This window comes from Arcobacter defluvii, assembly GCF_013201725.1.
In the GTDB taxonomy this organism is placed as follows: Bacteria; Campylobacterota; Campylobacteria; order Campylobacterales; family Arcobacteraceae; genus Aliarcobacter; species Aliarcobacter defluvii.
Map to the genome: position 1 here is coordinate 1,475,244 of NZ_CP053835.1, position 12,041 is coordinate 1,487,284.

Annotated in this window: 12 protein-coding genes; 10 read left to right on the plus strand and 2 right to left on the minus strand. The window is 26.5% G+C overall.

What is annotated here, in order from left to right:
- Positions 1–9 precede the first annotated feature (9 nt).
- The gene (locus tag ADFLV_RS07460) at positions 10–1,170 is read right to left on the minus strand and encodes a TsoY family (seleno)protein (protein WP_129011566.1); all 1,161 of its coding nucleotides are present in this window, start codon (positions 1,168–1,170) and stop codon (positions 10–12) included.
- A gap of 233 nt (positions 1,171–1,403) precedes the next feature.
- Between ADFLV_RS07460 and ADFLV_RS07465 the strand changes: the two genes are divergently transcribed.
- The 9 genes from ADFLV_RS07465 (at position 1,404) to ADFLV_RS07505 (ending at position 11,308) form a co-directional block, all read left to right on the plus strand.
- Positions 1,404–2,108, plus strand: coding sequence for a peroxiredoxin (locus tag ADFLV_RS07465; RefSeq protein ID WP_014474156.1), 705 nt, complete (start codon positions 1,404–1,406; stop codon positions 2,106–2,108).
- Positions 2,109–2,229: 121 nt separating this feature from the next.
- Entirely contained in the window at positions 2,230–4,344 is a 2,115-nt protein-coding gene (locus tag ADFLV_RS07470; RefSeq protein ID WP_129011567.1) for a TonB-dependent receptor, read from the plus strand.
- Between the two features lie 9 nt (positions 4,345–4,353).
- A complete protein-coding gene (locus ADFLV_RS07475; RefSeq protein WP_129011568.1) occupies positions 4,354–5,784 on the plus strand; it encodes a 4Fe-4S binding protein in 1,431 nt (476 codons plus the stop codon).
- Positions 5,781–6,206 carry a TonB-system energizer ExbB gene (gene exbB, locus ADFLV_RS07480; protein ID WP_129011569.1) on the plus strand — a complete coding sequence of 142 codons (426 nt, stop codon included), beginning with the start codon at positions 5,781–5,783 and terminating at the stop codon, positions 6,204–6,206. The genes ADFLV_RS07475 and exbB overlap by 4 nt, the downstream gene beginning before the upstream one ends.
- Positions 6,187–6,564 (plus strand): TonB system transport protein ExbD, encoded by a 378-nt coding sequence (gene exbD / locus ADFLV_RS07485; RefSeq protein ID WP_129011570.1) that lies wholly within the window; start codon positions 6,187–6,189, stop codon positions 6,562–6,564. The genes exbB and exbD overlap by 20 nt, the downstream gene beginning before the upstream one ends.
- Complete coding sequence (locus ADFLV_RS07490; protein WP_129011571.1) at positions 6,561–7,289, plus strand: energy transducer TonB; 729 nt, start codon at positions 6,561–6,563, stop codon at positions 7,287–7,289. The genes exbD and ADFLV_RS07490 overlap by 4 nt, the downstream gene beginning before the upstream one ends.
- A gap of 68 nt (positions 7,290–7,357) precedes the next feature.
- Entirely contained in the window at positions 7,358–8,476 is a 1,119-nt protein-coding gene (locus ADFLV_RS07495; protein ID WP_129011572.1) for a metallophosphoesterase family protein, read from the plus strand.
- On the plus strand, positions 8,463–10,832 hold the full coding sequence (locus ADFLV_RS07500) for an AAA family ATPase (RefSeq protein ID WP_129011573.1): 2,370 nt from the start codon (positions 8,463–8,465) through the stop codon (positions 10,830–10,832). Before ADFLV_RS07495 ends, ADFLV_RS07500 begins: the two co-directional genes overlap by 14 nt.
- Positions 10,833–10,903: 71 nt before the next feature.
- The gene (locus ADFLV_RS07505) at positions 10,904–11,308 is read left to right on the plus strand and encodes a hypothetical protein (RefSeq protein WP_129011574.1); all 405 of its coding nucleotides are present in this window, start codon (positions 10,904–10,906) and stop codon (positions 11,306–11,308) included.
- A gap of 10 nt (positions 11,309–11,318) precedes the next feature.
- Here ADFLV_RS07505 and ADFLV_RS07510 read toward each other — a convergent pair whose 3' ends face one another.
- Entirely contained in the window at positions 11,319–11,648 is a 330-nt protein-coding gene (locus ADFLV_RS07510) for a hypothetical protein (protein ID WP_129011575.1), read from the minus strand.
- A 77-nt stretch (positions 11,649–11,725) separates the two neighbouring features.
- Here ADFLV_RS07510 and ADFLV_RS07515 point away from each other — a divergent pair, with 77 nt between their 5' ends.
- A complete protein-coding gene (locus ADFLV_RS07515) occupies positions 11,726–11,878 on the plus strand; it encodes an alpha-amylase (RefSeq protein ID WP_129011576.1) in 153 nt (50 codons plus the stop codon).
- The last annotated feature ends 163 nt before the right edge of the window (positions 11,879–12,041 follow it).

The following is a 12,041-nucleotide window of genomic DNA, read 5'->3' on the forward strand; positions in this document are numbered from 1 at the left end:
TTTCCTCTTTTAAAAAGAAAACTTTTTGTAAAGTTTAAAGAAATAGATAATAGTTTTTATTTGAATGTAAATAAAAGGAATCATTAAAATAAAATAAGCCATAGAATATTTTGAAATAATTTCATTATATGTTAATCCAAAATTTATAAAAAACATACCAAACACAAAAAAAGCAACTCCAGGACAAATCAAAGCAAATGAAATTGCAGATTTTTCACCTGATTCTATATATTTTTCAAAGTATCCTATTTGTTTCATAACCATATATCCTAAAATACCAAATATAATTTGTAAAGATAAGATAACAGAAGTTAAAATAAATAAAGAAGTTATTTCTACGGGTGAAGAATAGTGATGCTCTAATCCAAATGAGATTCTTATAAAAGCAATACCTAAAAGTGTTAAAATAGGAATAATTATCCAAATAGAAGGAGCTGCTTCAAGATTTAGCCCTTTTTCAAACATATTTTTGAAACCCAATGTTATTTTTATTAATATTAATAAAATTGATAAAGAGGCAAAAAATATTGAAAAGAATAATCCAATAGAATTTATAACTATATTATGGCTCATTGCTCCTGGTGCTGCAAATCCAACAGCAACCATTGCAAGGGCAAATATTGAAATCATTTGAGATAGGTTATTGTTTTTTGAAAAATCAAAATCACCTTTTGTTAAAAGTCTTGAAAAATACTCAAAAAATATTTTTAAAGCAAAATAACCAGTTGTTATAAAACCAAGTAGTGCAAAAGGAAATAAATATTCAACAAAACTCCAAAGACCAGGAACAAAAACTGCACCTAAAACAAAACAAACATTTATAGTCATTGTGTAAGTTAAAGGAAGAGTCATAAGAGTAATTTGTGCATTTGAATTTTTTAAATCTTCATAAGCTTTTGTTTTTTTATATAAATTATATTGTTTTGTATTCCAAAGCAATAATTTGAAATGAAAAAAAGCAAATGCAATAATAAATACTAATGAAAATGAGATTACAAAAGATAACCAATCTCCTTTTAATAAAGCTGGCATTATAAAATCATAAGTTGCCATTGGTGTGTTTGGATGTGGAACTAAAAACATTAGATACATAAAAAATGATACACTTAATCCACCTGCACCTAAAGCAGATAAAAAACAAGTCGGAGAGAATTTTTCTCTTAAAGTCATAAATAATCCTTAATAATTTTTTTTGTTATCTTACTTATTAATATATTAAAATATTATAAATAATATATAAGAAAAATTAATATATTTGAATTTAATTTATTCTTAGTATTATAATTATATATTATGATAAATTTATAAATTTATTTTATTTTTAAGGTCTAATTTATTTTAAATCATATACAATTCTTTTTATCAAAGGAAAAATATTATCCTTTGTTTAAAAGGAGAAACTTATGGCTTGCGATACAGGTGCAAAACCAATAGAAGAAAAAGAAACAGTTTTAGAAAATGAAAATAATAATGAAATAAAAAAGGAAAAAAATATGAGTTCAAGTTTAGTTTTAAGAAGAGTTCCAGAGTTCAAAATGGATGCTTATGATTCAAAAACAGGTCATTATACAACAGTTAGTAGTGAAGATTATAAAGGTAAATGGCACGTTGTTTGTTTTTATCCAGCAGATTTTACATTTGTTTGTCCAACTGAGATTGCAGCTATGAATGCAAAATATGATGAATTTCAAGAATTAGGAGTTGAAATTTTAGCTGTTTCAACTGATACAAAATTTTCTCATAAAAGATTTGTTGAAACTGAACCTTTATTAAAAGGATTAAAACTTACAATTGGAGCTGATTCAACAGGAAATGTAAGTAGGGCATTTGGTGTAATGATTGAAGAAGAGGGACAAGCTTTAAGAGGAAGATTTTTAATCAATCCTGATGGTGTTGTTGTAGCTCAAGAAGTTCAAGCTCCAATGGTTGGAAGAAATGTAAATGAATTTTTAAGACAAGTAAAAGCTTGGCAACATGCATCTAAAACAGGTGAAGTTTGTCCAGCTGGTTGGGTTCCTGGTAAAAAAACACTTCCAGTTAATACTGATGTTGAACAAATGACAGGAAGAGTTGGTGATTATATTACTATTGAAGAAATTTTAGCCTAGTTTTTTTCTTATCCCAAGATTTTTCTTGGGATAATCACCTTTTTATTACAAATCTAACAAAAAATTAACAGAAAGTTAACAGAGTAGTTCTATCATTTCAAAAACTTATTTAAGGACTGAAATGAGACTAAAATACTCTATATTTGCACTAATTGCATTAAATGCAAATCTTTTATCAAATGAAACAATAAAACTAGAACAGATGTCAGTAACTGCTACAAAAGTTGAAAAAGCAACAAAAGAAGTAAGCGAAAGTATTGCTGTTGTAGATGAAAAAACAATCAAAGATAAAAATATCTTAAATATTCAAGATGCTTTACAAAATATTCCAGGTGTGATTGCTGAATCTTCATCAAATTCTCCTAGTCCAAGACTAATTATAAGAGGTGCTGGATTAAAAGCTAGATATGGGGTAAGAGAAATCATGGTTATGAAAGATGGTGTTCCTATGACAGATCCAGATTCTTTTACTAGATTTGATTTTATTGATATGCAAGATGTTTCAAGTATTGAAGTTCAAAAAGGACCAGGGTCTATAAATGCTGTTAATTCAACAGGTGGAGTTATTCAGTTAATTACAAAATCAGTTTTTGATGAAGATAAAAATAGTTTCAAAGTTGGAGTTGGTGACGAAAATCAAAGAAATGTTAATCTTAAATTAAGAGGTGTAATAGATGAAAATGATTTTGCTTCATTTACATTTAGTTCAAGAAAAATCGATAACTCTTGGAGAGATAACAATGAGTTTGATACTACACAAGCAACTTTAAAATATGGTCATATTTTTGATGATGACTCAACAATCGAAAATGAACTTTCATATACAGAATCAAATTTAGAACTTCCAGCTTCTATGACAAAAGAAGAGTTTGAGATTTTTAAACAAACAGGAAAACAACATGATACTTCAAGTCAATGGCAAAATAGTGCAAGGGATTCGAAAATCTTTTCATTAAATAGTAAATATGAAAAAGAAGTAGGAAATATTACATATAAGCCAAGATTTTATTTTAACTCTTGGGAACATTTCCATCCTGTAACTGGTCTTATAAATGATGCTGATGACAATAAAGTATTTGGTACAGATTTAGAGTTTAATGCAGCTCATAAACTATTTGAAAAAGATGCAATGCTTGTTGGTGGATTGACATTTAAAATGGACAAAACAAATGATGCTAAAAAATATGAATATGCAGATGTTATAACTAATACTGTAACAACAGGTTGGGGTGCAAATAAAACAACAGTTGATCAAATAGTAAAAACTTTATCAAATAATAAAGGAGCCTTAGCTTCAACTGAAGATTCTCAAACTTTACTTTATGGTGCTTATTTAATGGAGAGTTTTAAAGCAACAGATAAATTGGGTTTTGATATTAGTACAAGAATTGATAAATTAAAATTTGATATAGATGGAAATGAAATTTCAACTTATGATTATTCAACAAAAAGTTATAAAGCTGGTATTGGTGAGTATTCAATAGATAATTCATTTACTCTATTTTCTGCAAAATTTGGTTCAAGTTATGCAATAACAGATAATACAAATATTTATGCATCAATTGCAACTGCAAATCAAGCTCCAACAACAAGTGAATTAGGAGAAAATGAAGATTTAGATAAATCTCAAAGTACAAACTATGAAATTGGATTAAAAACAAGAACTGATAAATTAGCTTATGATTTAGCACTTTTCCAGAATTTTGTAGATGATGAGATTATACAAATCAAAGATGCAAATGGAAATTCTATCTATGACAATGCAGGAAAAACAGATAAAAAAGGTTTAGAGTTTAATTTAGCTTATGATTTAACTTCTTTTATTCAAGTTGGTGGAGCTTATGCTTATAGTAATTTTAAATTTGATACTTTTAATGAATCAGTTAGAGGAAGTTTAGTTTCAAGAGATGGAAACTATATGCCATATATTCCAAAAAATCAATACTCGCTATTTGCAGCTTATAATCTAGCAAATGGATTTAAAACAAGAGTAACTGCAAGAACTTATGGAAGTTATTATATGGATAATGCAAATACACAAAAGTATGAAGGTTATGATTTAATCACTGATTTTATGATTGGATATGAAAAAAGTAATCACAATATTCAGTTAAATATCAATAACTTATTTGATAAATATTACGCTTCAGAAGCTTCAAAAGATGTTTATGGGATTGAGTCATATAAAGCTGCAAGTCCTAGAATGACAATGCTTACATATACATATAAATTTTAGGAAATAATTATGGTAAATTTTGTAAAAAGAGATAAAAATGATATTTTTGGAATGCCTATTTTAAATATCATTTTTAAAAATAGAGTTTTTCAAAGAACAGTTCAGATTTTAGTCTTATTTTTATTTGTATATGCAATTTATATGGGATTTATTAATCCAACAAAAGAGGAAAATCTATTTACAACAGCACTCTTTTGGGGATTGTTTTGGCCATTTTTTATGGTTACAACATTATCAACATTTGGAAGAATTTTTTGTGGAATTTGTCCTCATGGATTTATAGGAAAATATATCACTAAAATTGGATTAAAGAAAAAAATTCCTCAAAGTTTAGCAAATCCTTTTATTGGAGTTTTTTTACTTTTTATTGGTTGGTGGGCTACATATTATATGTATCCGGAGTTTTTCAAAACACCTTATTCAACTGCACTTTTATTTTTTATTATGACTTTAGTTGCTGTAGTTTTTTATTATATTTATGATGAAATGGCATATTGTAAATATATTTGTCCTATTGGAACTATGACAAAAGCTTTCTCAAAAGTAGGATTTACAAAACTTGAAACTTACAAAGAACACTGTTCATCTTGTAAAACATTTGATTGTGCAACTGCTTGTAGTTATAACTTAAAACCATTTACTTTTGCAAAGAAAAATTCTATGGAAGATTGTACTTTATGTATGGATTGTAGTAGTGTCTGTGAAAGTGTAGCTTTTAAATTTAAAAAACCTTCAAGCACATTATTTGATAAGTTTAAAACATCAAAAGCAGAAGTTTGGGCATTGATTTTTATAACCGCAGCTATTAGTATAACTATGGGATTTCATCACGCACTTGGAAGAAGTGCGATAGTTGAAGAGTTTTTTTGGACTAAAACAGCAAGATATTTTGAATCATTTATAAATTTTGGAACTATTGATGTTATTGGACTTTTTGCATTTTTATATGCAGTTTTAATCTCAATAGTTTTAAGTGTTGGAGGAATGTTTATAGCTTCAAAGATTTTAAAAGTTAATTTTCAAACTACATTTTACACTTTAGGATATGCTTTTGCTCCACTATTTATAATAGGTGGATTATCACATATTGGAGAATTTTTCTTTTATTCTTATGCTTCAAATATCGTAAATGGGTTTAATCAAGCTTTTTATTTAGGATTTGAAACTATGCAACCACTTGCAAGTAGAAAAGATGACTGGGTTCATATTTTTAAAGTTTTTAATCACATTGGTTATATTTGGGCTTTTGTGTTGATGATAAATAGATTTAAACTAATAGAGAGTAAAACTATTTTAAAAGTTTTTGCTTTTCCTTTTGCATCTGCACTTATAATCTTTTATATGAGTCTAAATTTTTATACGGGTTATGTATTTAAAACTTATGGTGCAAATATGGGACACAATCATAAAAATCATCAAATGAGCATGGAGAATAAATGAATATCGAAGTTTTAAAAAATCTTATAGATTATGGAGTTATTGCTCTTTTACTTTTTATGAGTTTTATCTCATTTTGGTTTTTTGTTGAAAGAATAATTTTTTATAAAAAGTTAGATGTAAAAAGTTTTAAAAACAAAAAACAACTTGATGTTGCATTAACAAAACATCTAACAATCATAGGAACAATAGCTTCAAATTCGCCTTATATTGGATTGCTTGGAACGGTGTTGGCTATTATGCTTACTTTTATGACTATGGGAAGTGGAGATATTGATGCAGCAAAAATCATGAGTTCATTAGCGCTTGCTTTAAAAGCAACTGCTATTGGACTTGTAGTTGCTATTAGTTCTCAGATTTTTTATAATATTTTGGGACGTTATGCTGAAGTTTTGGAGAGTCATTATGAAACTGAAGAAATATGATTCAATAAATGTAATTCCATTTATTGATGTATTACTTGTTTTATTAACTATTGTTTTGATGACATCAACTTTTATTACAAAAGGAATAATTCCGATATCTCTTCCCAAAGCATCAAATGCTGAAAATTTAAAAGTAAATAAAGAGATAATTATAGTAATAAAAGAGGATGGAACTCTATTTTGTAATAATAATATAGAGGGTTTAAAGAATATAGAAGAACATATTTTACAATTTTCTAAAGATACACCAATTCATATAAATAGTGATAAAAATTCAAAATTTGAAATTTTTGTATCTGTTTTAAATATGTTAAAAAGATACGAATATTCAAATATTTCAATTGTGACTAAAAAATGAAAAGATATTTTAATTCTTTTATTATTGCATTAGTTTTTTATAGTTCTTTTGCTTTTGGAATTTTCTATTTTTTTATAGATAAAAAGATAATTACAAAAGATTCTCAAGTAGTTCAAAAAATATCTTTAAATCATATTGAGTTAAAACCTGAGCCAGTTGTTAATCAAATAAAAGAAAAAAAGATTATACAAGAAGAAATAAAAGAGCAAATTAAAGAAGAAATAAAACCAGAACCAATAGAAAAAGTAATTAAAAAAGAAGAAAAGAAAAAGGTTCAAAAAAAGCCAAAAGAGAAAAAAATAGAAAAAGAAAAAGTAGTTAAAAAACAGGAAATAAAAGAGCAGAAAAATTCTACAAAAGAAGAAGTTGTAAAAGAAAATATAGTAAATAATAATATACAAAAAGAAACTAAAGAATTATCAGCTACAAAACCAGTAGTTGATGAAAAAAAAGAGTATTTAGAAAAACATTTAGCACTTATTAGAAATTTGATAAATCAAAATGTAAAATATCCTTTGAAAGCTAGAAAATTATCTATTCAAGGAGTTGTAACAGTAAGATTTAAAATCAATGAAAATGGAACTGTTGAAAATATTATTATAGTTGATGGTCATAAATTTTTACAAAATGCAACAATTGAAGCTATACAAGAGGCTTCAAGAAATTTTCCTAAAACAAATAAAAGTATAGAAATTCAAATTCCAATAGAGTATAAGTTAATCTAAAAAAGTCATTTGTGAGTAATTTGTTTGTTATAATCTTTTAATAATTTTTAAAAAAGAAAGAACAAACTTTGAAAATACTACATTTTAGCGATACACATCTAGGTTTTAATGACCTAGATATTATAAATGAAAACAATATAAACCAAAGAGAAGCAGACTTTTATGATGCTTTTTCTCAAGTAGTTGAACAAATAAAACTAATAAAACCTGATTACATAATCCATACGGGAGATTTATTTCATAGAGCAAGTCCAAGTAATAGAGCAATTACCTTTGCACTTGAAAAATTCAATGAGATAAATGATTTAAATATTCCATTTATTTTAATAGCTGGAAATCACTCAACTCCTCGAACAAATCTAAGTTCTCCTATTTTAAAGATATTTGAAAACTTTAAAAATATCTATGTTTCATATAATCAAGAGTATAAAAAAATAGAGTTTGAAGATGTAGTATTTCATACCTTACCTCATATGAATGATGAAAATATTGCAATAGAGCAAATAAACTTTTGTGAAGCAAATATAGACGAAAACAAAAAAAATGTCATGATGATGCACTGTTCAGTTGGTGCTTGGTATTTGATGAGTGAGTTTGGAGAATGGGTATATCCATCAAACAAAGAGTATATATTTGAAAAGATGGATTATGTGGCTCTTGGTCATTGGCATGGTTTTGGAAAAGTTGGAAAGTACGAAAATGTTTATTATAGTGGAAGCGTTGAGCGAACAAGTCTAAATGATAAACGAAACTCAAAAGGTTTTATAATTGCAAATATTGAAGATACACTTACTATAGACTATAAAGAGATAAACATAAGAGCTATTAGACAAAAAGAGATAGATTGTGAAGATTATGAAGTTTCAATACAAGCTTTAGATACAAGTGATTGTCAAAATGCTATAGTAGAAGTAAAACTAACAAATCTTACACCACTTTCTTCAATAGATATTCAAAACAAACAAATCAAAGAGTTATTCCCAACTGCTTTAAGTGTTAGTATAAAAAGAGAGTTTAAAAAAGATACTACCTCATCAAATATTGATAATCTTGAAGCTATATCACTTGAAGAGTATTTTTTAGAGCATATAAAAGAGAGTTGTAATGATATAGAGTATGAAAGACTAAAACAAAAGACACAAGAATTATTTTCTAAGTATGAAGAGGTAAGTTATGATACTAACTAAACTAAAACTAGAAAACTTTAAAAAGTATAACTCTTTTGAAATCTCTTTTGATTTAGGACTTATAGGAATCATAGGGAAAAATGGTAGTGGAAAATCTACTATTTTTGAAGCTATCTTATTTGCCTTATATGGAGAACTAAGAAACAAAGGTGATAAAGAAGTGGTAAGAAATGCAAATGCAACTTCAAAAGATATTGTAAGTGTTGAACTTGATTTTGAAATAGGTGAGAGTATATATAAAATCATCAGAGAGTTTAGAGGAAAGACATTAAGTGCAAATGCAAAACTATATAAAAACGAAGAACTTATAACAACAGGTGCAAAAGAAGTAACTACAACTATCTCAAATCTAACAAAGATGAGTAAAGATGCTTTTATGCATACACTATTTGCTAGTCAAAAAGAACTTACAAGTTTAAGTAATAGTAAACCAGAAGATAGAAAAAAGATGATTAGAAAACTTCTTGGTCTTGAAAAGATAGATTTTGTAGAAAAAGAGTTAATAGAAAAAAGTAGGGAATTAAAAAGAGAGATAGATGCTTTTAAAGAAGTATTACTAAGTAGTGAAGATATAACTATAAAAAAAGAAAACATAGTTGAACAAACATCTCAAAAAGAAGAGTTTTTAAAAGAGATAGATAAACAAAGTTTAGTTTTAGAAGAGTTAAATAAAAAAGCTTCTACTATAAAACAAGAGTTAGAACAACTTACAAAAACAAAAGAACAAAAACAAAGCCTAAAAGCTAGATGTGAACTTTTAACAAATACAATCAACTCTCACCAAAAAGCACAAGAGAAACTACAAACGGAATTAAATACTCTATATACAAAACAAGAAGAGTTAAAAGGTTTACAAACTATAAAGCAAGAGTATATAACTTTACATGAAACTCTAAAAGAGCAAGATAAACTAAAAGAGTATAGTCTAAGAAAAGATGGATTACTTTTAGAGCAAAAAGAGTTAAGAGAACAATACACAAAAGCAAAGGATAGTATAAAAGTATTAGAGTTTGAAACAAAAGAGCATTTAGAGTTAGTAGAAAAAGAAAAAGAGTTAGATAAGAGTATAGAAAAGTATAAACAACTACTAACAAATAAAGAGTTAGATGAAAAAAGAGTAATACAAGAAATAGCAGGTGAAGAGAAGCTAATAGCTGATATAAAAAAGAAAATAGAAAATATCACAACACTTGGACGTGAATCAAACTGTCCAACTTGTACAAGACCTCTTTTAGATGAGTATGATAGTGTTATATTCTCACTAGAGCAAATAGTAACAAATACACAAAATACAAAGATAGATACTGCAAAAGAACAACTAGCAAATATAAAAGATGAAAAAGAAAAACTAGAAGAACAACAAAAAGCATATATAAAAGAGCATTTTGAAATCTCTAAAAAGATAAATCTAATAGAAAATAAAAAAAGAGATTTATTAGCCCTAAAAGAACACTTTGAAAAAGTGACACAAAAGGGAGTGAAAAATAAAGAGGAGTTAAGTAAACTTGAAATCTATAGTTATGATAAGAACTTACATGAAGAACTGCTTTTAAAACAAAAAGAGTTAAAAACTAAGTATGAGTATATACTCTCTCTTGAAACAATGCTAAAAAGAGTTGATACTATAAAAGAGGAGTTACAAACTTCTATAAATAATCAAGATAAATACAATCTAGAACTTCTTCAAAAAGATTTAGAGTATAAAGCTATAGACTATGATGAGGTAAAACATCAAGAAAAATCAAAAGAGTTTGATGAGGTACAAAAACAAAAAGATAGTCTAATAAGTCTAATAAATGATTTAAAAGTAAAAATAGCAACTATACAAGGACAAATCAAAACTATACAAGAGAGTTTATCAAACAATGAAACTCAACTAAAAAAAGTACAAACAAAAAAAGATGACCTAAACGACTATGAAAAAATCAAAATAAATCTAGCAGAGTTTAAAACAAAACTAAACTCAAAAGTAGCTCCAAGAATCTCTGATATTGCTTCAACTATGTTTGCTCAAATCACAAAAGGAAAATATCAACATATAGAGGTTTCAAATGAGTTTGACTTTTATATCTATGATGAAGGTAAAAGATATCCAATAGAGCGATTTAGTGGTGGTGAAATCGACCTTGCAAACTTGGTTTTAAGAATCGCCATTTCTAAAACTTTGAGTGAATTAAGTGGTGCAAATAGTGTAGAGTTTTTAGCTTTTGATGAAGTTTTTGGAAGTCAAGATGATACAAGACGAATGGAAATCCTTGAAGCCTTTCATACAATCAAAGAACAATATAGACAAATATTTTTGATCAGCCATGAAATGGAGATAAAAGAGATGTTTGAACGGGTTGTAGAGGTTTAGAAATAAAAAAGAGTTATTTGTGAGTATTTTATATAATATACTTGATTTTTAAAATTAGACAAGGAAAAAAATTGAGTGAAGAAATAAAAAATACGCTAGATATAGAATGTCCACATTGTTTAGAAGAAAATAAAATAAATTTATCTAAAGAAATAAGATGCAAGAAATGCGAGAAACCTTTAATTGGTGAAAAATATAGAAAACCTATATTATCTGCAATGACTACAATTCTTATTGGAAGTGGATTGGGTATTACTGCTGATGCTTATTTGAATATAAATAGAGCATCTGTGAAAACTGAATATAAAATGATGAAAACTTGCATTGGATTATTTGGCTCATATACTTTTGTTAGAGATAGATGTGCTTGTGCTGTTGAGTCTATGTCAGGTGTAATTGATGCACAAAGAGCTAGAATATTAGGTATAGAAAAACTTGAAAAAATTTTGAGAAACCGTTACAATGAATGTGACTAAATTTTTTAATTTAATCAAACCAATGTTCAGGTGTTTCATCTTCTAATAGCTCTTGAATAAAGTAACCATTATTTAAAAATTTACAATATTCTTGTAGCTGCAAAAAAGTAACTTCTCTGATGCTTTTTTGTTTTTGTATTATTATTCTTTTATGCCACTTTTCTAATTTATCTAAAACTCTTTTTTTATCATTTTCTTCATTTGTATCACTATGTTTTTCATAATATTTTGCAAAACCTTTTAAGTCGTTTGTCTCAAGTCTTGTAGATATTTTTATTTCTTTTTCAAAAATAATCCATAATTTTTTGAATTTTTCTAAATTAGTTTCTTTTGTCCCCATATTTGTCCTTAATGGTTATTGCATAATTCTTTAATTGATAATAACTTTATCAAAAAATAATAAAAAAGGAATAAAAAATGGCAAATGATAATCATAAAGCTAATCAAGGAAATAAAAATAAAGGAACATCTGGTAATAATGTTGCAAATGCAAAAGTTAATGGTAATAGAGGTGCACAGTTAAATCCTAATAATAAAAGAGGGAATAACTACTCAAATAAAGGTAAATAATAAAAAAGAGATATTCTTATATCTCTTTTTTTAGGATATTAGTATTTTATATTAATATAAGAGAAAATATAGCAATTATTAAAATTTGAACAGAGGTAATAATTAAAAAAAATTTTCTTTTATATGTTATATTATGAATGGATTATTTTAAATTTTTAAATAA

Excerpts from the sequence above, each read along its gene's own strand:
- ADFLV_RS07510 (WP_129011575.1), bottom strand. The coding sequence starts at position 11,648 with ATGGGGACAAAAGAAACTAATTTAGAAAAATTCAAAAAATTATGGATT.
- exbD (WP_129011570.1), top strand. The coding sequence starts at position 6,187 with ATGAAACTGAAGAAATATGATTCAATAAATGTAATTCCATTTATTGAT.
- ADFLV_RS07490 (WP_129011571.1), top strand. The coding sequence starts at position 6,561 with ATGAAAAGATATTTTAATTCTTTTATTATTGCATTAGTTTTTTATAGT.
- ADFLV_RS07465 (WP_014474156.1), top strand. The coding sequence starts at position 1,404 with ATGGCTTGCGATACAGGTGCAAAACCAATAGAAGAAAAAGAAACAGTT.
- ADFLV_RS07470 (WP_129011567.1), top strand. The coding sequence starts at position 2,230 with ATGAGACTAAAATACTCTATATTTGCACTAATTGCATTAAATGCAAAT.
- ADFLV_RS07500 (WP_129011573.1), top strand. The coding sequence starts at position 8,463 with ATGATACTAACTAAACTAAAACTAGAAAACTTTAAAAAGTATAACTCT.
- ADFLV_RS07460 (WP_129011566.1), bottom strand. The coding sequence starts at position 1,170 with ATGACTTTAAGAGAAAAATTCTCTCCGACTTGTTTTTTATCTGCTTTA.
- ADFLV_RS07475 (WP_129011568.1), top strand. The coding sequence starts at position 4,354 with ATGGTAAATTTTGTAAAAAGAGATAAAAATGATATTTTTGGAATGCCT.
- exbB (WP_129011569.1), top strand. The coding sequence starts at position 5,781 with ATGAATATCGAAGTTTTAAAAAATCTTATAGATTATGGAGTTATTGCT.
- ADFLV_RS07515 (WP_129011576.1), top strand. The coding sequence starts at position 11,726 with ATGGCAAATGATAATCATAAAGCTAATCAAGGAAATAAAAATAAAGGA.